Origin of the sequence: Hyunsoonleella sp. 2307UL5-6 (genome assembly GCF_047345485.1) — a bacterium.
Lineage (GTDB): Bacteria > Bacteroidota > Bacteroidia > Flavobacteriales > Flavobacteriaceae > Jejuia.
Genome location: NZ_JBLFEN010000005.1, coordinates 299,966 through 321,290 on the forward strand (window position 1 = coordinate 299,966; position 21,325 = coordinate 321,290).

A 21,325-nucleotide genomic window follows, 5' to 3' on the forward strand; every position below is an offset into this window, starting at 1 on the left:
GTTAGTTTAAATAATAAATATAACCAACATTTAACCATAGTAGCCAATCATTATTTTTATTGTAAATTAAATCGTGGTTTAAACCATCAACCCAATCATCAAAATAGTATTGCCATCTTAAGTCTAGCATAACGTCAGATAGTTTACCAACTTTATATCTAAAACCAACGCTTGCTACTGTAGACCAAGTACTTCCAGGTGCAGCATCAACCGATCCGGGAGCCCAAATGGTATAAAAGTTATTAGGATCTCCAACATTACCAACATCGTTAGTGCCATCATTAAATGTAGTTTGTACTTCAGGACTATAAGAGGTGTAATGCACACCTAAGCTCACAAAAGGCGCTAAACGGTATCCATAAGATTGAAAAGAACGAATACTAAACGGAAAAAATTCTAGTTGCGTACCAATATCTAAGTTTGTAGCAAAACCAGTATGTCCTCTTAATCTATCGGCGTTTGCGCTAGTTCTATCTGGTTGTACCCATCTGCCTAAATGCTCTAGTTTAGTTTTATTCCAAGAAATTTCATTTCTTAATTTAAAATGGTCGTTAAAATAGGTGTCTGTGGTGTAGCAATTACAATCGGCTCTGTATGAAAAATTGATATAATGAACCAAACCGATACCAAAACCAGAATTACCAAAATTAGTTCTTTCATCTTGACGACTACCAAAATCTGATCTAAACTGAACTGGTCCAGTTATTATTCCCACTTCATGAGAAAATCCTAGCTGCGCATTAGACGTTTGGCAAATTGCAAACATAATGAGAGAAAAAGCTAAACGTTTAAAGTTGAGCATAATATGTTGTTTAGTTTCGAGGCATTAAGTCAGCAAATATATAAAAACTCGACGAAATACCAAATTTTTAAGACAAAACGCACTCCACTTTTGTTATAAATAGCGAAATATTATAAAAAAGATATTTTAAAGATAACGTATCTTTACGATTCTAAATTGTAATTTCAGTAAAAATATAAATATTTGTTAATTCATGAAAGAAGTAATTACAGAGTTTTTGGATATGGTAAAAGAGCGTAACGCTCACGAACCAGAATTTTTACAAGCGGTTGAAGAAGTAGCAGAAACCGTAATTCCATATATAGTTAAAAATGATATTTATTATGGTAAAAATGTTTTACTTAGAATGGTTGAGCCAGAACGATTAATCTCATTTAGAGTATGTTGGGTAGATGATAATGGCGAAATTCAAGTTAATAGAGGGTACAGAATTCAAATGAATTCTGCCATTGGTCCTTATAAAGGCGGTTTACGTTTTCATCCAACGGTAAACGCTAGTATTTTAAAGTTTTTGGCTTTTGAGCAGGTATTTAAAAATAGCTTAACAACATTACCAATGGGCGGTGGTAAAGGAGGAAGTGATTTTAACCCAAAAGATAAAAGTGATAATGAAATTATGAGATTTTGTCACGCTTTTATGGGCGAATTATTTAGACACATTGGTCCAAATACTGATATACCCGCTGGAGACATTGGTGTAGGCCAGCGTGAAATAGGGTTTCTTTTTGGAATGTATAGAAAGTTAAGAAATGAGTTTACGGGTGTTTTAACAGGTAAAGGCATGACATGGGGTGGCTCTTTAATTAGACCAGAAGCTACTGGCTATGGCACAGTATATTTTGCAGAAAATATGCTAAAAACTAAAGATGATAGTTTTGATGGTAAAACAGTTGTAATATCTGGTTCTGGTAATGTGGCTCAATATGCTGCTGAAAAATCAATTCAACTTGGTGCTAAAGTACTTACGCTTTCAGATTCTTCTGGATATATTTACGATGCAGATGGTATAGATGCTGATAAGTTGGAGTTTGTTATGCATTTAAAAAATGAAAAAAGAGGTAGAATAAGTGAATATGTTGATGAATATCCAGACGCTAAATATTTTGAAGGTAAAACGCCATGGAATGAGAAATGCGATATAGCGTTGCCTTGTGCCACACAAAATGAGTTAGATGGCGATAATGCTAAAGCATTATTAAAAAATGGCTGTATGTGCGTGAGTGAAGGTGCTAATATGCCATCTACTAAAGAAGCTATTGCAGAATTTCATAAGGCTAAAATTTTATTTGCTCCCGGAAAAGCTTCAAACGCTGGCGGTGTTGCAACTTCTGGTTTAGAAATGACTCAAAACTCATTACGTTACAAATGGACAAGAGAAGAGGTAGATAAAAAATTAAAAGAAATTATGGGCGATATACACAAATCATGTACAGAGTATGGTACCGATGAAGATGGTTATATAGATTACGTTAAAGGCGCAAATATTGCAGGCTTTGTTAAAGTAGCAGACGCAATGTTAGCACAAGGTGTTGTTTAATCACATAAAAAACTAAGAGAAGAGCTTCCTATTTTAGGAAGCTTTTTTTGTTTTAAGTATATTATTTTAAATTATAACTCGTTACTTATAAATATATTTGAAAGCAGAAAAAGAAGCCATGTTAAAAAAGAGTTTTGTTTTATTATTTTTTTTAGTACCAATAGTTCAATATGCTCAAGACTTTTCAGCACTTTGGGAAGGGCATTTTTCGTATTTTAATGTTGTTGATATTGTTAAGAGTAACTCAAAAATTTATGCAGCTGCCGAAAACGCTGTTTTTACTTATGACATAGATACTCAGGAAATAGATAAAATTGATACAATTAATGGTTTATCAGGTAATACTATTTCTACAATATACTATAGTGATACTTTTGAGCTATTGCTGATAGGTTATGAAAACGGACTTATAGAAATTGTATTAGAAAATGATAGTAATGTATTAACTGTTATTGATATTATAGATAAGGTTACGATACCTGCCACAAGTAAAAAAATTAATCATTTTAATGTTTTAGATAATATTGCTTATATCGCTACAGATTTTGGAATATCAGTTTTTGATCTTGAACGACTTGAATTTGGAGACACTTTTTTTATTGGAGATCAAGGCAGCCAATTGCGAGTAAATCAAACAACTATATTTAATAATTTTATTTATGCCGCTTGTAGAAATGTAGGTATTCGAAGGGCCTCGTTGGATAGTTCAAACTTAATAGATTTTAGAAACTGGGAAAGTATAACTACTGGCGATTTTATAGGTATTGAGGGGTTAACAGATAAATTATATGCTACAGCCAGTAACCGCAATATTTTTCAAGTTAATGACTCTAATTTAACTTTTCTTTTTAGATATAATAGACTACCGTTAGAAATAAGAGGTGAAGATGATAAACTAATCGTAACTACTGATACTAATATTTTTGTATATGACGAAGATTTTAATGTATTAGCTCAAGTCGATGTTAATAACGCTTTTGATACCAGATATACCTCTGCACTAGCAATTGATGACGCCATTTATATTGGTACAAGAGATTTTGGAATTTTAGAAACTTCAATATCTAATGTTAATACTTTTAAAGAAATACATCCAGATGGCCCATTATTAAACAAACCGTTTTCTTTAAATGCATCTTTTAATAAATTATGGGTTACTTATGGCGAGTATACATTATTCCTTAACCCTTTTCCATTAAATAATCGGGGTTTTAGTAAGTTTGAAAATGGCACTTGGAGTAATACACCATATTCCGTAGATTTTGATGCTAAATGCCTTAACAGTATTGCTGTTAACCCATTTAACGTCAATCAAGTTTTTATGAGTTCTTTTTTTAGTGGGTTATTAGAGTTGGAAGATGGTGTGCCTACTACACTATATAATACCACCAATAGTGGTTTAGAATCTTTAGTAACTTCAGATCCAAATTATATAGATATAAGGGTAGGCCCATCTGTATTTGATGAAGATGGTTTATTGTGGACAGCAACTAGTAGAATTAATAGGCCATTAAAATCTTTTAACGTATCTAACGGTACATGGCGGTCTTTTGATTTTGAAGAGATAATAGCAGCAGATGCAGATAACGCCGGTTTTAGAGACATGGTAATAGGGAGAGACGGAACAAAATGGCTAGCCAGTGCAGCTTTTGGGCTTATTGGCTTTAATAACGAGGGCGGTACACAAAGGATTAAAAATATAAGTGCTGAAGACCAAAATATGCCATCTATATTTGCTACAGCATTAGCTTTAGATAATAATAATCAATTGTGGATTGGCACTTTTAGAGGGTTAAGAGTACTATTTAACACCTCTGGTTTTTTTGATGAAGATAAGCCTAGAGTAGAAGAAATAATTATTTCAGAAGATGGTGTTGCAAAAGAACTGCTTTTTCAACAATTTATCTCTAAAATACTTGTTGATGGTGCTAATAATAAATGGATAGGAACAACTGGCTCAGGTTTGTTTTATTTTTCTTCTGATGGACAACAAACTATTTTTCACTTTACTACAGAGAATTCTCCATTACCATCTGATAATATTTCAGATTTATCTTTAGACGAATCAAACGGCACATTATTTATAGCTACTGAAAAAGGATTAGTATCCTTTAAAACAGGCAGCTCATCTGTTTCAGAAGATTTTACAAGTGCCTATGCTTACCCTAATCCGGTAAGACCAGGTTTTGATATTGTTGAGAAAAAAGTAAAAATAGATGGTCTCCCCAATAATGTTAATATCAAAATTACTGATATTGAAGGGAATTTGGTTGCCGAAGCACAATCTAGAACTAACCAAAGGTTTCAAGGATTTAATTTAGAAATAGACGGTGGTACTGCCTTTTGGAATGGTAAAAATTTAGCCAACAACATAGTAGCATCTGGAGTATATCTCGTGATGCTTTCTGATTTAGATAGCTTTGAAACTAAAGTTATTAAACTAATGATAGTAAGGTAATGTTAAGCACTACAAATGCCATTGTACTATCAAAGTTAAAATATAGAGATAATGATTTAATCGTAAAATGTTATACGCAAGAACATGGTGTTATAAGCTTTTTAGTTCGTGGTGTTTTTAAATCTAAAAAATCGGGTATTAAAGCAGCATATTTTCAGTTGCTATCGCAAGTTCAAGTCGTTTTTAATTATACAAAAGCTCGATCTTTATACCATTTAAAAGAGGTAAAAACCAATGTTGTTTACACAAGTTTACATTCTCATATTTTTAAAAGTGCTGTTGTAATGTTCCTTTCCGAAATACTAGCTACCACATTACAAGAAGAAGAAAAAAACGAAGCGCTGTATAGTTATTTAGAAACCTCGTTATTGTTTTTTGATACAGACAATGAATATGCTAATTTTCATTTGTTATTTTTATTAAAACTCACCAAGTATTTGGGGTTTTATCCAGATATTACTTCTATAAACCAAGCCTTTTTTAATCTAGAGGATGGTAGTTTTCAAATGCAAGATTTGGGAAGATACAGTGTCTCAGGTGAAAATTTAGTGCTTTTAAAACAGCTTTTAGGTATAAAATTTGATGTATTATCTACACTAAAAATAAATGCACAAAAAAGACAATCATTTTTAAATATGATTTTGCTTTATTTTGAACTACATTTGGGTAGCTTTAGAAGCCCAAAATCATTACAAATATTTAACCAAGTTTTTAATTAAAAATGAAACGCAACTATATGCTTTTATTGTTTTTACTACTATTAAAAGTAGTAGAAGCACAAAATATAAAAGTAGTAAATACAATAACTGAAGAGCCTATTTTTGGTGTTGCAATTTTTGATGTAAAAAAAACTAAAAGCGTAGTTACAAATTTTAATGGTATTGCCAATTTAAAAAAGTTTTCGTTAACAGATACGCTCTACTTTCAGCACCTATCTCATATTACCAAATCCTTAACAAAAGCTGATATTTTAAAAACTAAAATTGTGCGTTTAGACGCCAATACACAAGGGTTGAATGAAATTGTAATTTCGGCCTCAAAGTTTGAGCAACACAAACACGATATTCCTCAAAAAATTGTAAATAGTAATGCTGAAATTATAGCATTTACAAATCCCCAAACCAGTGCAGATGCATTACAAAATACAGGATCAGTATTTGTTCAAAAAAGTCAATTAGGAGGCGGAAGCCCTTTAATTAGAGGTTTTTCAACTAATCGCTTATTAATTACTGTTGATGGTGTACGTATGAATAACGCTATATTTAGAGGTGGTAATGTACATAATGTTATAGCTGTAGACCCATTGTCAATACAAAGTACAGAAATCACATTAGGGTCAGGTTCTGTTATCTATGGTAGTGATGCTATTGGTGGCGTTATGAGTTTTTACACTAAAACACCTAAATTATCATATGCTGACACCTTAATGGTTAAAGCAAATACTTTGGTACGATACGCATCGGCCAGTAATGAAAAAACAGGGCATATAAATTTAAATTTAGGCTATAAAAAATGGGGGTTTCTAACTAGTGCTACCTTTACAGATTTTAATGATTTAAAAATGGGTGCTCATGGACCAGATGATTATTTAAGGCCGGAGTTTATTATTTCAAACAATGGAAATGACGCTATAGTTGCCAACCCTAACCCTAGAGTTCAAAGATTTTCTGGTTACAATCAGTTAAACCTAACTCAAAAAATAAGATATAAACCTTATAAAGATTTGAGTTTTGATTTAGGATTGCATTACTCAAAATCTTCTGATATTCCAAGATACGACAGGCTAATTCGTAATCGTGGTGACGATTTACGTTCTGCTGAATGGAATTACGGCCCACAAAAATGGTTTATGTCTAACTTTCAAATTACAAAGCTTAGTAGTGCTTCAAATTTATACGATAAAATTAAAGCTACGTTAGCGTATCAAAATTTTCAAGAAAGTAGAATAGATCGGGATTTTCAATCTGTAGATAGAAGAATTAGAGAAGAAGCCGTAGATGCATATTCGTTTAATTTAGATTTTGAAAAAAGGCTGAGCGAAAAAACAAAATTGTTTTATGGTACAGAATACGTATTTAATAAAGTGTCATCTGTAGGACAAACCGAAAACATTGCCACTAGAAGTACTTCTAGAGCGGTAACAAGATATCCAAACGGTGCTACTTGGGCTTCTGCGGCTCTTTATACAAGCTTAAAATACAAGCCAAATACAAAGTTTGTATTTCAATCTGGTTTGCGATATAATAATGTTACATCTAAAGCTGATTTTACAGAAAACAATACATTTTTAAACCTACCATTTCAAAGCTCAAAAAATAATGCAGGAGCACTTACTGGTACTGCTGGATTAACTTGGTTTCCAAACAAAACGATACAATGGAAATTAAATGCAGCTTCAGCATTTAGAGCTCCAAATATAGATGATATAGGTAAGGTATTTGATTCTGAACCAGGCTCAGTAGTTGTGCCAAACCAAGCTTTACGTCCAGAGTATGCTTATGGTGGCGAAGTAGGTGTGAAACTTGATTTTAATAAGAAGTTTATATTAGATTTGAGCACGTATTACACGTATTTAGATAACGCACTAGTACGAAGAGATTTTAATTTGAATGGCGACACTGAAATACTATATGATGGTGAGTTGAGCAATGTACAAGCGATACAAAACGCATCAAAAGCATGGATTTATGGGTTTGAAGTGGGATTGAAACTACAACTTGCTAAACATCTAGAGCTTACCTCTCAGTATAGCGTAATTGATGGTACAGAAGAAAATGATAATATAGAAGTGCCTATACGCCATGTAGCACCAAATTTTGGAAGTACTCATTTGGTGTATAATTTTAAAAAATTTGTAGTTGATGCTTTTGCTATGTATAATGCTGAGTTATCTTATAACGAATTAGCACCTTCAGAAAAAGTTAAAGATTATATTTATGCTTCTGATGAAAATGGTAATCCGTTTTCACCTTCATGGTATACTTTAAACCTAAGAACACAATATAACATAAATACATCTACAACTATTACCGCAGCTTTAGAAAACATTACAAACCAGCGTTACAGGCCATATTCCTCAGGTATTTCTGCACCAGGAAGTAATCTTATTTTAGCTTTAAAATACAGGTTATAGTTGTTTTATACATTCAAGTTAAATTTGGATTAAATGTATAAAAACAAAACACGCTGCTCCATTGGGAATAGCGTGTAAAATATTGAATTTTAATTATAGTCTTATTTCTTCACAAACTTTTTACTTAAAGTAACACCGTTCTCTAATTCTATATTAGCAATGTAAACGGCGGTTTTTAAAGCATTTAAGTTATAGGTTTCGGTATTACTATCTGCGTTATATTTCTGTAATGTTCTTCCTAAAAGATCAATAACTGTGATGGTTTTAAAGTTTGAAGTTTCAGTAGTAAACTCTACAGTATCAGTATTTAATTGCACTATTTTAACTGTATTAGCATTTACATTAAAATCGTTAGTAGATAATGCGGTAGCGTTAAACGCAACTTCAAAACGGTTGTTAAATTCACCAACTTCAGAAGTAAAACTGTAATCACTATCGGATAAGTTGTGAATTGTATTTGTTAGGTTGTCTTTTAGAGACACAGTATTGTTTTGTAAAAATTCACCTTCCAGTTGGGCTATTGATAATGTGTAAATTGTCGCAACATCTATATTAGTGCTTAAACCAAGCTTAATAATTTCTGATTCGTCAATACTAGTAGTGTTTTTTCCTTGAATAGCATATTTAATATTATCTGAATCTGATAAAGAATATAAAGCTGCGGCATAATCTTGTGAAAGAAATTTAGGAGCATCGTAATACATGCCGTCATTACTATCAGTTGCACCATCGACGTAAGCTATGAGCACTTGATTAAAAACACCATTGTCAGAAGTTAAATTTAACCACAGCTTATTTTTCAAACTTTCAGTATTAGATTTTTTAGTTCTAGAGTTTTTGAAAAATTGGTCATTACTTGTATCATCAGCCATACGCATAGCGTTAGTAAAAGTGGCAGTTCCTGCACTTAAAGCAGGAACAAAGAAACCTTGGCAAGATGCTACAAAGCCATTCGGTTCTTTTCCTGATACACCACCAGCTGTACCGCCCGATCCTACAGTGTAAATTGCATAATCATTTAAATTAAAATTTAATCCTTCATTACCAAGGTTCGACTCAAGCGGTGGTGATGCTTGTGACCAAAAATATGCTGCGCCACCAATTATTCCAGAATTTGCTAAATGAAAAGCATCAAAATCTAATGCAGATGGATAAGGGTTTCCAATAAAATTCCAATTTACACCTAAGTTTGTTGGATCTAAAGCTATAGTAACAGGTATGTCACCAGTATTGAAAACACCCTCAAAATCTGCTGTCCCTGCTCCTCCCGGTAAATGAAATCTACTTTCAGTAGCAGCGTAACCAACACCTGGAGTCATTGTATCCCCAGCAAGCGCGAATTGCCAATCATTAGCATCATCATCTATATCATCAGTTGGAGCATTGTCCACGAAGGCAGAAGCATCAAACCAAAAACGTCTATCAGCAGGTGCATCTGGAAAAGCTTCTTCTATAGTTTCATCTTCAACGGGTGAACTCCAATATGTATAATAAAACCAATCTGCTTTTGGTGGTGTTTGTTTAGTTACACTAGAACTTCCATTTGAAGTAAAAGTACCTCCATTATCATTTTGAACAAAATTACCTTGACTTTGAACTGTTAAATTACCATCAACAACCACATCATTTTCAACTTCAATGTAAGTGCCATTGCTTACATTTAAATCTATTCTAGGGTTAACGGTTAAGCTACATGCACTAAAACTACCTAAACTTGTGTCATAATTTGCAGCTATAATAACTTCAGTAGATGCATCTGGTGCCCCACCAACCCAAGCACCATTCCATGTCACTGTTGTAGCGCAAGTACCTGCTGCAATACAAGTATAAACAGCTGCACCACCAAGTGATTGAATATTAGCTCCGCCACCGTTAGCTCCAGACCAATTGGATGCATCAGCAACTGCGTTGAGAATTAAAGCTTGATTAGCCAATACTGATCGATCATAAATACAATTGTCTGTATTAAAAGTCATGGCATTAACGCCATCTGTTAAGCCAGCAGGAATAGCGCTGTTTGAAGTGCTAGTTGCATCTGTCCACCCATTAGCATTTGCAACATGGACTGCGTATAAAAATGTTGGTGTCGCAAGTGTACCTTGATAAGCAATAACTTGGTCTCCTGCGGCAGAAAATGCAAATAATGCATCTGTTTCAATAGCTGCACCTATAGTACTACCAGAAAAATCAAGAGAAGAATAATTATTACTACCAATATCTGTAATAATTATCTCAGTACCACAACTTACGGTAGAAGTTGCTGTCCAGGTAATAACACCTTCATTAAATGTTGTGTTGAAGGAGCCAGTGCTTAGCCATCCAAAATCTGTAAAATTTATGGTAGTACCAGCAGTTACATCTGTTAATAGGACAAAAGAAAACTGATCAGGATTTTGGGTATTAACTCCTGTAATAGCTATATCACCTTCTGATAGAGTTGTCTGCCCATAACTAAAGCCAAAAGCCAAAAGCAGAATAATTAATAAAGTGATTTTTTTCATCATGTAAGGTTTTTCAATCTATACGTTAGCTAAAAAGTTCAGTATAAAAATTTGGGTTTATATTTTTAATGTTTTAATCAGTTTCAATTGTTATTTTTGATGCTACATGCATACCAAAAAAACATATACCGTACAAGAAGCTACTAGTAAACTAGAGCATTATTGTGCGTATCAAGAACGATGTCATAAAGAAGTACGTGAAAAATTAGTGACTATGCACATGATACCCGAGGCTATCGATGTAATTATAGTCCATCTTTTAAAGCATAACTTTCTTAATGAAGAACGTTTTGCCAAAACATTTGTAAGCGGTAAGTTTAGAATTAAGGCTTGGGGCCGACGCCGATTAACTTTCGAATTGAAGAAAAAAGACATCAGCAAAGTTAATATAAATCAAGCACTTGCAGAAATAGAAGATGCGGAATATATCGAGGTTTTTAATAATTTAGCCGAAAAAAGAGCAAATTCTATCACTGAGACTAATACATACAAAAAAAGACAAAAATTAATCGATTATCTACTGTATAGAGGCTGGGAATCGCATTTGGTGTACGAAAAGGCACGAGAGCTTTTCAGGTAAATCCATAAAAAGCGGATAACTTGTGAAATAGTATCCGCTTTTTCAGTATAATTAGTTGTGTTAGTTATAAATTGAACTAGATTCAAAATGTCAGTTTCATAGAAGTCGGCTGGTTTTTTATTTTAAAAAAATAGTATCGAGAACAACTTCAAAAGACAACGTTTTTAAATTTTACGATCATATAAATTCTCGGTACATCACGTCCTTATTAACAGGAACATGCTAAAAATCGCATGTAATTTGATGCTTTACAAATTAAAACTAGCACCAAAATTAAGTGAAAATTGATTGTGTAGTGTTTCTGCAGCCGTTAAGGTTCCTGAGTTGTATTTTGCAAAAGGCACATTTAACTCAGTATAAATACCAAAACCTTCTGTAAAGAAATAGCGTGCACCTAAATGACCACCAAAATTCTTTAACCCTAAGCTTAGTCCTGGGTATACATCAAAATTATCGCTTACATTAATAACGTTTCCTAAGTTAGCATTAAAACGCGCTCTTATATCAACACGGTCTCCAAAATCAGCATTTATTAACTCTTCAACACCTAAAAGGTAGGTAGAACTTAAACCAAAAGAGATATTGTCTCCAACACCATAATCGTAACTTATGTTGATGCCTGTGCCGTTGTCTTGAGCATTTAGACCTACTTGAAATTTGTTGTCGTTTTTACCAATGTAAGCTTGTGCGTCAATAAGTGATACACTTAGAATTGCTAGTATAAAAATTAGTTTCTTCATTTTTAATTTGTTAAGTTGATTTGAGTTTTAAATATAAGTTGGCAAAGATATTATAAGTTTTATAAATGCAAAGGTTTTATAGATGTTTGTGTGTACGGACAATAGCTTGTTTGTTTTTCCAATCTATCCATTTTTGGCCTTTAATGTGGCGCATAACAGTATCAAAACTTCGCATTACTAGTACGTTGTAAAACGCTTTAGCTAAGTGTTTTGGGTTTCTGGCAATGGCTCGTAAACTCATAGAAAATCCTGGTGTTATATAACGCATATAATGCCAATATCCTTCTGGCATATATAGTACTTCACCATGGTTTAATTCGGTTTTATAGCCCTTAGCTTTTTTAAGCATGGGCCATTTTTTAAAATCAGGATTTTTAAAATTAATATCTTCTCTAGTAATTAAAGAATGTGGAATTTTATATAAATACTCATTCTGCTTTTGGTCAAACAAAATACACTCTTTTTTACCTTCAAAATGAAAATGAAAAATATTAGCCAAATCGATATCATAATGCATAAAAGTATGTGAGTCTTGTCCGCCAAAAAACAACATTGGTATGCCTTTCATTAATCGTAATCCAAAATCAGGAAATGTAAAATCATTTTGTAGTTGCGGTATTTCCTTTAAAGCATTCCACAAAAAAATACGGTATTTTGTTGGCTCTCGTTTTAATAAATCAACGTAGGCACTCAGTTTCATTTTAGCATGAGGCTCGTTAAATCCATCTTTATAATCTACAGGTCTATCGTCATAAAGTGGCACAGTTAAATCGCCTCCAACCTGCTTAAAATACTCTAAATTCCATGTGTTATATGCAGGCCAATCATCAATAAACCGCTCTATAACCACAGGTTTTTGTGGTTTAAAATAGTGTTTTAAAAAGTCGGCTTTCGTAATTGTTTTTACGCGCGGAATGTCTTGTAGGTGTAACGACAATGCTTATTTAGTTTGTTACAAAGTTAACAAAAGGTTACTAATAGCGAAATTGTATTTTTAACGGTGCTACAAGTATTTGATTTTGTGTTTACAGGATTTTAGCGTTAGTTAAGTAATATAATTTAAAGTAGCAATACCCAAATACCTGTTTAATTTTAAAAATATAGATAGTAGGTTTGGTGTGATTATTGCTATCTTTAATCCGTTACTATTTTAGATGAAATTAAAAAAACTTTCTTTACGTACTCGTATTTTTATTGTGATGATAGTGCTGGTTTTAATTGCCTCGGTACTTATAGCATCTGTAGCTATATATCAATATAATGAAGAAACTACCGATTATCACATACAGCGACTTAATCGTAAAGAATTAAATATTAAAACGCACCTTAAACGAGTATTGAATGGAAGGCAGAATACTTGGGAAGTAAAAACAAGAAATATTCCGTTAATATTTAAAGACGAAATTAGCAATATAGCAGATATCCATAAATTACAAGTTAATCTTTACGATTTAGAAGGAAACTTACTGATTACATCTAAAGCAAATTTAAAGCCTGACGAAGAAGAAAAATCAATAGAACCACATATTTTAGATGCTATTTCTAACACAGCAGATCATCGTTATGTAGATAAACTTACCGAAAACGGACTCACGTACCAGTCGTCATACATCTTTATATATGACAATAGATCTAAACCCTTGGCAATTTTAAATTTACCTTACCTAGAGCGCGATGATTTTTTATCTAAAGAGCTAAACGAATTTTTAGGGCGTTTGGGTATTGCGTATCTTTTTGTTTTAATTATAGCCATATTTATTGCTTTTTTACTATCAAAATACATCACCAAATCACTTAAAACTATTAGTGACAAAATTATTACAACACGTTTGGAAAAGCGAAACGAAAAAATTGTAATAGAAGACTCTAGTCAAGAAATTTCAACTCTAATTGACTCTTATAATAGTATGATTGATGAGTTAGAGGATAGCGCAGTACAACTCGCAAGAAGTGAGCGCGAACAAGCATGGAGAGAAATGGCAAAACAAGTGGCGCATGAAATTAAAAATCCGTTAACACCAATGCGTTTAACTGTCCAGAATTTTCAAAGAAAGTTTGACGTTAACGACAAAGATATTACGAAAAAAATAGTAGAATACAGTAATACACTTATTCAGCAAATAGATACTATGAGTTCTATAGCCTCGGCATTTTCAAATTTTGCTAAAATGCCAGCACAACAAAACGAAACACTAAATGTTGTACATATTACCAAACTAGCATTAGATATTTTTAACGAAGATTATATTTTATTTACATCTGAAACTGAAGAAATTATAGCAGAATTTGATAGAACTCAATTAATACGAGTAGTAACAAATTTGGTAAAAAATGGTATACAAGCCATTCCAGAAGATAAAACGCCACAGGTTATAGTAAATGTTGGCGAAGACGATAAAAATGTAATTATTACAGTATCAGATAATGGTTCAGGAATCTTAAAAGAGTATAGAAATAAAGTATTTGAACCAAAGTTTACAACTAAGACAAGTGGTATGGGGCTTGGTTTAGCAATGGTTAAAAATATTATAGAAACCTATAATGGTAATATTTCGTTTACTACCAAAACTAATGAAGGAACTATATTTAAAGTAGTGTTTCCAAAACGTGAATCTTAATAAAAAATTGAAAAATGGCTTATAATAATCTTATTATAAATTCTGAAGCAAACATTACAACGATTACTATAAATCGTCCTAAAAAATTAAATGCACTAAATCAAGACACCATAAAAGAATTACACGACGCTTTTAAAGTTGCTGATGCCGACAAAAGCACAAAAGTAATTATTGTAACAGGAAGTGGTGAAAAGGCTTTTATTGCAGGAGCTGATATTAGCGAATTTGCAGATTACAGTGTTGAAGAGGGTACACATTTGGCAGCAAATGGGCAACAGATACTTTTTGATTTTGTAGAAAACCTATCTACACCAGTAATTGCAGCTATAAATGGTTTTGCATTGGGTGGAGGTTTAGAATTAGCCATGGCCTGCCATTTTAGAGTAGCCAGTAATACCGCAAAAATGGGCTTACCAGAAGTGTCTTTAGGAGTTATTCCTGGGTATGGTGGCACACAACGTTTAACGCAGTTAGTTGGTAAAGGGCGTGCTTTAGAAATGATTATGACAGCGGGTATGATAGATGCCAATAAAGCACTAAGCTTTGGTTTAGTAAACCACGTTGTACCTCAAGAAGCGCTTTTAGAATTATGTGAAACGCTTGCAGGAAAAATTAAAAAAAATTCTTCTGTTGCTATACGTGCTGCTATAACAGCAGTAAATGCTAATTTTAAAACAGGCGTTAATGGCTACCAAACCGAAATTACTGCGTTTGGAAATTGCTTTGGTACTAAAGATTTTGAGGAAGGTACTACTGCGTTTTTAGAAAAAAGAAAAGCGGAGTTTCCTGGGGAATAGATTTTAGAACCTTTTTTAATCTAAAGATGTCCTATCTCATATAGGTGTTTCTAGTGAACGTAATTCGTCTATTTTAATATTCTTTCATGTTCTGTAATCTCTAAATCATTAATACTGGCAAATCGTTTTGTCATTAATCCATTTTCGTCAAATTCCCAATTTTCATTTCCGTAGGCTCTAAACCAATTGCCTGCTTTAGTTTGATATTCATACTCAAATCTAACAGCAATTCTATTGCTTGTATGCGCCCAATATTCCTTTTTTAGTTTGTAATTCAATTCTTTTTCCCATTTTTTGGTTAAAAAATTGATAATGTCTTCACGCCCATTCACAAAAGTGTCTCTGTTTCTCCATGCACTATCAATAGCATATGCTTTGGCTATTTTTTCTGGGTTTTTACTGTTCCAAGCATCTTCAGCTTTTTGTATCTTCTCAATGGCATCTTCTAAACTAAATGGTGGAAGTGGAAATTTTTGCTCCATAGTGTTGTAACTTTTATTTTAGTTACCCGTTGTGCATTTTGAGTTGAAATAAACACTGTAATGTCAGTTCGAGTTATTTTTTTGATAAAAAATCGTATCGAGAACCAATTCATATTAAAAATTCTTATTCTCGATACAAATTTCACTCATTTCAATGGTGAAATTCACTCGAATTGACAGAATTTTTTCAAAATGCACAACGGGTATTTTAGTTATTAAATATAAGTCGAAGAGATTGATTTCTAATTACATCAAAATTTTAAAGATAATCAGTTAAAGCTATTCTAGAAATGGAATAATTTAAACCAAAAAAAGCAGGCTAAACTTAGCCTGCTTTTTTATAATAATTGAGTTAATCTGTTACTTTAAATAAATTTCACAAAGGTCTTACCTTCAGTTTTATATACAATCTTATAATCACCTTTTGTGTAATCTTTAATTTTATAAACCTTTCTTATTTGGTTACCTTCACTAGTTAAGGTTTCAGAGTGAATTAATTCATAATTACTTAGAGCGCTGCCTCCATCATAATAAATACTTATTTCTAAGAGATCTTTATGCATTGATAAGCAATTTACAAAAATCATATCATCCTTTACACGAGTAGAAGGTTTAAAAATTGTTTCGCTATTGTCCTTATCGTATACTACTTTGTTTGCATTAACGGTAAAGGGAATAATATTAATTTCCATGTCTTTATCCAGTTCAAAAAAGTAATTGCCATTAGGTAATTCAGTAAGATCAAAACCTTTTTGGTATACTCCTGATTCTTCAATTGCTTCTTTAAATAGTATAACGCCATTTACATCCTTAATAGTGAAAAGGTTACCTGCTTTAACATTTAAAGTAAGTACGGTTCTGTTAGCTTTACTTTTTACGATAGAAAAAGGGTTGCTGTTTGCGTATCCTATAACCGTAGCCATTAGCGCTACCATTAAAAATACTTTTTTGGAGTTGTTTTTTACGTTTTTCATGATTTGGTTTTATTAACGTTTCACACTCCAAAATTATAGTAAAAGTATTTCCTGAAAAACATTAGAATTGACTAATTTGTATTCAAAATTACCCGTTAAATATATGTTATGGTTGTGTTAAGTTAATATAGTATATATTAAAGATAATTTTAAATAAATCCCACATTTAATAAGTGTTTTTGATTATATAATTTCTTTGCATAAACTAATATGTTAGAGTAGTTATGTAGTAATGATGATACTTAAACAGACCCGTTGTGCATTTTGAGTTGAAATAAACAGTGTAATGTAAGTTCGATTGATTTTTTTGATAAAAAAATCGTATTGTGGACCAATTCATATTAAAAATTCTTATTCTCGATACAAATTTCACTCATTTCAGTGGTGAAATTCACTCGAATTGACAGGATTTTTTCAAAATACACAACGGGTTTAAACAAGTGTATTTTTATTAAGATAAGTTGTAATTTTAAAGGAAATTATATTAATGAAAAATATAGATTTTAAATAAACAGGATTCAAAAAATATATAAAAAATAAAGTGGGCCACCACAGCCCACTTTTAACCAACTAAACTAAATAAGACATTAAAATTAATTATTAATGTAATTTGTAATAATTAGAAACTAAAACTAATTATATATATGTTTTAAAATAAATTACTTAAACATTTACACTGCAAATATATACTGCTTTTAGAGCTCTGAAAACATCAATTTTATCATATTTATGTACTATTTTAACTATCAAGTAATTGTTAACACATTGTTAAGTTAATATAGTATATATTTAAGGTAAATAAATATATAATGTATGCATAATAAATATTAAATTTGTAAACTAAAGCCCTTTAAAATGAACAAAAAGCCTACATTAAAAAAACTTACCCCAAGCTTTGGAAGTTCAATAATTGTAAAGCAGCATAGCGATACGGTTGATAGAAATGATGCCTATTGGCATTTTCATAAAGAACTAGAACTAATTTATGTAAATAAGGGTCAAGGAAAAACACACATTGGTAATCACCTCTCTTATTTTAATAATAGTCAATTAATATTAATAGGTGAATATTTACCGCATAACGGATTTACTGATAGACTTACGGCAACAGGTACTGAAACTACTATACATTTTAAAACTGATTTTTTAGGAGAAGATTTTTTAAATATTCCAGAAGCCGTAAATTTAGTATCGTTATTTAAGCTAGCTAAAAATGGGATTCGTTTTAAGGTAGAAACTAAAACCTTTATTGGCCCTAAAATTGAAAAACTATCCGAATATCAAGGACTAGAACGCTCTATCAAACTCATGGAGATTTTACGCTACTTAGCGCTTACCGACAATTATGAGATGTTAAATGCTGAAGGTGTTGCTTTTGAAGCAGAAGCACAAGAAAGCTCAAAAATTAGAACCATATTTAAATATGTTAACTCTAATTTTGAAAATCATATTACTTTAGATGAAATTGCCGATAAGGTAAGTATGACGGTACCCGCATTTTGCAGATATTTTAAAAGAGCAACAGGTAAAACCTTTACACAAATAGTAAACGAGCATCGTATTGTACACGCTACCAAACTGCTTAACGAAAGCCAAATGAGTATTGCTGATATTTGTTACGAATGTGGCTTTAACAACTTCTCACATTTTAATAAACAGTTTAATGAAATTACTGGTAAAAGTGCCTCGCAATATCGCAAGGAAATTAAACATATTATTCAGTAAATTTTTTATTTGTGATACCGCTTTAGCGGGTGATGCCTTAGCTTTTTTGTTGTAAAAAAGTGTATGTGTTACAGTAAATATTTCACCTATAAATTCCAATTGTTTTTAGGATTTAAATTGACCGTTTAATCTCTATCGCTTTCGTTTGCTAGTGTTTTTTTTATATTCAAACTATAGCATTTCTACTAAAAACATAATTTGCATTAAACTTCTCCCTCCCATTCAGCATAAAACTGTTTTAAATACAGCTCCATAAATTCATGGCGTTGTTTAGCCAGTTGTTTACCAGTTTCGGTATTCATTTTATCTTTAAGTAGTAATAACTTTTCGTAGAAATGATTAATGGTTGGTGCGGTAGATGCTTTGTATTCAGCTTTTGTCATGTTTAAAGCAGGAGGAACCTTTGGGTTATATATGGCTCTATTTTTAAAACCACCATAATTAAATGTTCGAGCAATACCAATAGCACCAATAGCGTCTAATCTATCAGCATCTTGTATCACATCTAATTCTGGAGATTTAAATTTTTGTTTGCCTTCTAAACTTGATTTAAACGAAATATGGTTAATAATATTTATAACATGTTCAATAACTGTAGAATCTACATTCAATTTAAATAAAAATTCACGTGCTATTTTAGGGCCAATTGTTTCATTGCCATTATAAAATTTACTGTCAGCAATATCATGTAGCAACGCTCCTAGAGAAACAATAAATACATCAACTGCTTCGGTTTTGGCAATAAGTAAGCTATTTTTATACACACGCTCTATATGAAACCAATCGTGTCCACCTTCAGCATTTTTAAGTGTCTCTTTTACAAAGCTTATGGTGTGGTGTATTATTTCTCGTGAGGACATTTTAATTAGATTTCTTCTAAAATAGAGCTACCTTTTGATGTATCACCAGACGTCCATTCCCAATTTTCGTGAAGCCTAATTTTTCCATTTGTAGTAATTTCAGGCTTAGAACTACAAATTCCTGTCATTAATGTACCGTTTTTATTAATTTGATGATATCGCATATTAATATTACCATCCTCGTCAACCAAACCAATAAGATGGCCCTTAATAATGTTACCACCACTGTAGTAAGAAGTTACTATATTTTGATGTTGCTTATAACTAAAAATTGTTTCAGAACTAGTTTCACTATTTACTGAACTAGAAATGGGTTTAAATGTTTTGTTATTGTAATTAATCAACTTAAAAAAACAATTTTATTTGTTAGTGGCCGGAGACACCCATTTAAACTCATAAGAGTTTTCTGGAATCTTCATGCGCTCAGATAAACGATACATTCTAGAAGGTAACTTCATTAAATAGTCACGTGCTTTTTCAGCCTCTTCTGTGAGGTTAGTAATTTTATCAATCTGCCATCTGTCAATTAGTTTCTGCAAAATATCAACATAATCAGTAGATGTGTACACACCTATGCGTTGTGCAGTATTAGAAAACTCTTCAAAAGCACTACTTATGTGTCCGCCACTTTCTCTTAAAAAGTGTGCAGGCATGGTTATTTTTTGTTTCATCATATAATGAAACGCCATCATCATTTGGCTAGGGTCTACTTTAAAAATACGTTCCACAAATTCAGAATATGCATTATGGTGTCGCATTTCGTCTCCTGAGATAATCTGGCACATTTTTGCCAAACGTTTATTACTCGTTTTTTTTGCAATTTTAGCAACTCGGTTATGCGAAATATAGGTGGCTAATTCTTGAAAACTTGTGTAAACAAAGTTTTTATAAGGATCTCTATCGGTACCAATATCAAAACCATCAGCAATTAAATATTGTGTGGTTTTTTCAATTTCTTTCATGTTTACACGTCCTGATAAATACAAGTATTTATTTAAAACATCGCCATGGCGGTTTTCTTCGGCAGTCCAATGTTTTACCCACTTACTCCAACTATTTCGGTTTTCGCCAACTTGGTTTACTCCTTCAACATCCATTAACCAAGATTCGTAAGTTGGTAACGCTTCTTCCGTAATCATATCACCAACTAAAACCACCCAAAAATCATAAGGTAATTCTTTAGCAAGCTCTTGTATTTCTTTTATTTCGTCAAAAAAGCTGTCTTTTTCTGGATTAGGTAAAAAGTCTGTAGGCTGCCAAATTTTTTCAATAGGCATTAAATATTTCTCCATTAAGGAAGCGACGTCTTTCTCAATGAATTCCATAACTTCCAATCTTACATTTTTCAACGACATATACTATTATTTTTTAAGGTGAATGTGGGATTTTATGGTTTGTTCTACTTGTTTAAGTAAGGCTTGTTTATCAGCAAAGGTAGCCAATTCTAGAGGCTTATGCACGGTAAATTTAATATGAGTGCCTAAACCCATAGGAAATTGCCCGTAACGTTGCATTTTCCATGAATTATTTATAGAAATTGGCACTACTAAAGCAGAGGGTACTTTTTTAAACATAATCTCTAAACCTTTAGTTTGAAAAGGTTTTGGTGTACCATCTTTACTACGTGTACCTTCAGGAAAAATTACAGCAGCCCTTTTTGTATTTTCTATATATTCTCCAAACTTCATAATAGCAGGAAGCGATTGTCTGGGGTTTTTTCTATCTATTAAAACCGAACCGCCGTGGCGTAAATTATAAGACACACTAGGTATGCCTTTGCCTAATTCTACCTTACTAATAAACTTGGTATGGTGTTTTCTCATGTACCACATAATGGGAGAAATATCGTATAAACTCTGATGATTAGCAACAATAATAAGCGGTGTGCTTAGTGGTATATTATGAGGATTATCAAATGTAAAACGCGTACCCAATATGTTAGCACATCGCATTAAAAAAAATTGAAGTGCGTCTACACTTAGTTTGTGTGCCTTATAGCCTAAAACGTTAAAGCAAAACCACTGTATTGGATGAAAAAACACAAGGGTTAATCCAAAACATAAATAGTAAATAATCGATATGGGATAGGATAGTAGTTTTTCCATGCCCCAAAAATAA

At 32.2% G+C, this 21,325-nt stretch carries 18 protein-coding genes; 8 read left to right on the top strand and 10 right to left on the bottom strand.

All coding sequences use genetic code 11. From position 1 onward, the window contains the following. Window position 1: 1 nt before the first annotated feature. Window positions 2–802 carry a THC0290_0291 family protein gene (locus ACKGJY_RS11405; RefSeq protein ID WP_413974016.1) on the bottom strand — a complete coding sequence of 267 codons (801 nt, stop codon included), beginning with the start codon at window positions 800–802 and terminating at the stop codon, window positions 2–4. A 193-nt stretch (window positions 803–995) separates the two neighbouring features. Between ACKGJY_RS11405 and gdhA the strand changes: the two genes are divergently transcribed. From gdhA to ACKGJY_RS11425, 4 genes are all read left to right on the top strand, one after another. Continuing rightward, window positions 996–2,339 carry an NADP-specific glutamate dehydrogenase gene (gdhA, locus tag ACKGJY_RS11410; RefSeq protein ID WP_413974017.1) on the top strand — a complete coding sequence of 448 codons (1,344 nt, stop codon included), beginning with the start codon at window positions 996–998 and terminating at the stop codon, window positions 2,337–2,339. A gap of 97 nt (window positions 2,340–2,436) precedes the next feature. Then, window positions 2,437–4,797, top strand: a complete 2,361-nt coding sequence (locus tag ACKGJY_RS11415; protein WP_413974018.1) for an ABC transporter substrate-binding protein — start codon at window positions 2,437–2,439, stop codon at window positions 4,795–4,797. Beyond that, a complete protein-coding gene (gene recO, locus ACKGJY_RS11420; RefSeq protein WP_413974019.1) occupies window positions 4,797–5,516 on the top strand; it encodes a DNA repair protein RecO in 720 nt (239 codons plus the stop codon). Before ACKGJY_RS11415 ends, recO begins: the two co-directional genes overlap by 1 nt. A 2-nt stretch (window positions 5,517–5,518) precedes the next feature. Continuing rightward, window positions 5,519–7,930 carry a TonB-dependent receptor domain-containing protein gene (locus ACKGJY_RS11425; RefSeq protein ID WP_413974020.1) on the top strand — a complete coding sequence of 804 codons (2,412 nt, stop codon included), beginning with the start codon at window positions 5,519–5,521 and terminating at the stop codon, window positions 7,928–7,930. Between the two features lie 101 nt (window positions 7,931–8,031). Here the strand turns inward: ACKGJY_RS11425 and ACKGJY_RS11430 are convergent, their stop codons facing one another. Beyond that, window positions 8,032–10,434 (bottom strand): T9SS type A sorting domain-containing protein, encoded by a 2,403-nt coding sequence (locus ACKGJY_RS11430; RefSeq protein WP_413974021.1) that lies wholly within the window; start codon window positions 10,432–10,434, stop codon window positions 8,032–8,034. Between the two features lie 103 nt (window positions 10,435–10,537). On the opposite strand from ACKGJY_RS11430, the gene ACKGJY_RS11435 reads away from it, so the two are divergent. Then, window positions 10,538–11,011: a regulatory protein RecX gene (locus tag ACKGJY_RS11435; protein WP_413974022.1), complete on the top strand. Its 474-nt coding sequence runs from the start codon at window positions 10,538–10,540 to the stop codon at window positions 11,009–11,011. Between the two features lie 248 nt (window positions 11,012–11,259). Here ACKGJY_RS11435 and ACKGJY_RS11440 read toward each other — a convergent pair whose 3' ends face one another. Together ACKGJY_RS11440 and ACKGJY_RS11445 are read right to left on the bottom strand one after the other, a co-directional pair. After that, window positions 11,260–11,751, bottom strand: coding sequence for a DUF6646 family protein (locus ACKGJY_RS11440; protein WP_413974023.1), 492 nt, complete (start codon window positions 11,749–11,751; stop codon window positions 11,260–11,262). Window positions 11,752–11,827: 76 nt separating this feature from the next. Then, the gene (locus tag ACKGJY_RS11445) at window positions 11,828–12,688 is read right to left on the bottom strand and encodes a cupin-like domain-containing protein (RefSeq protein ID WP_413974024.1); all 861 of its coding nucleotides are present in this window, start codon (window positions 12,686–12,688) and stop codon (window positions 11,828–11,830) included. Between the two features lie 217 nt (window positions 12,689–12,905). Here ACKGJY_RS11445 and ACKGJY_RS11450 point away from each other — a divergent pair, with 217 nt between their 5' ends. After that, on the top strand, window positions 12,906–14,369 hold the full coding sequence (locus ACKGJY_RS11450; protein ID WP_413974025.1) for an ATP-binding protein: 1,464 nt from the start codon (window positions 12,906–12,908) through the stop codon (window positions 14,367–14,369). A 14-nt stretch (window positions 14,370–14,383) separates the two neighbouring features. Then, entirely contained in the window at window positions 14,384–15,166 is a 783-nt protein-coding gene (locus tag ACKGJY_RS11455; RefSeq protein ID WP_413974026.1) for an enoyl-CoA hydratase/isomerase family protein, read from the top strand. 68 nt (window positions 15,167–15,234) lie between these two features. Here ACKGJY_RS11455 and ACKGJY_RS11460 read toward each other — a convergent pair whose 3' ends face one another. Continuing rightward, the gene (locus tag ACKGJY_RS11460) at window positions 15,235–15,648 is read right to left on the bottom strand and encodes a DUF1348 family protein (protein ID WP_413974027.1); all 414 of its coding nucleotides are present in this window, start codon (window positions 15,646–15,648) and stop codon (window positions 15,235–15,237) included. A gap of 365 nt (window positions 15,649–16,013) precedes the next feature. Further along, window positions 16,014–16,622 (bottom strand): hypothetical protein, encoded by a 609-nt coding sequence (locus ACKGJY_RS11465; protein ID WP_413974028.1) that lies wholly within the window; start codon window positions 16,620–16,622, stop codon window positions 16,014–16,016. Window positions 16,623–17,477: 855 nt separating this feature from the next. Between ACKGJY_RS11465 and ACKGJY_RS11470 the strand changes: the two genes are divergently transcribed. Next, window positions 17,478–18,347: an AraC family transcriptional regulator gene (locus tag ACKGJY_RS11470; RefSeq protein WP_413974029.1), complete on the top strand. Its 870-nt coding sequence runs from the start codon at window positions 17,478–17,480 to the stop codon at window positions 18,345–18,347. A 203-nt stretch (window positions 18,348–18,550) separates the two neighbouring features. Here the strand turns inward: ACKGJY_RS11470 and ACKGJY_RS11475 are convergent, their stop codons facing one another. Genes ACKGJY_RS11475 through ACKGJY_RS11490 form a run of 4 tightly spaced genes read right to left on the bottom strand, consistent with a single transcriptional unit; the run spans window position 18,551 to window position 21,312 of the window. Next, window positions 18,551–19,207, bottom strand: a complete 657-nt coding sequence (locus ACKGJY_RS11475) for an HD domain-containing protein (RefSeq protein ID WP_413974030.1) — start codon at window positions 19,205–19,207, stop codon at window positions 18,551–18,553. A gap of 5 nt (window positions 19,208–19,212) precedes the next feature. Then, window positions 19,213–19,551, bottom strand: a complete 339-nt coding sequence (locus ACKGJY_RS11480; RefSeq protein ID WP_413974031.1) for a n-acetylglutamate synthase — start codon at window positions 19,549–19,551, stop codon at window positions 19,213–19,215. Between the two features lie 15 nt (window positions 19,552–19,566). After that, the gene (locus ACKGJY_RS11485) at window positions 19,567–20,562 is read right to left on the bottom strand and encodes an acyl-ACP desaturase (RefSeq protein ID WP_413974032.1); all 996 of its coding nucleotides are present in this window, start codon (window positions 20,560–20,562) and stop codon (window positions 19,567–19,569) included. 6 nt (window positions 20,563–20,568) lie between these two features. Then, window positions 20,569–21,312, bottom strand: a complete 744-nt coding sequence (locus ACKGJY_RS11490; RefSeq protein ID WP_413974033.1) for a lysophospholipid acyltransferase family protein — start codon at window positions 21,310–21,312, stop codon at window positions 20,569–20,571. Between the last annotated feature and the right edge of the window lie 13 nt (window positions 21,313–21,325).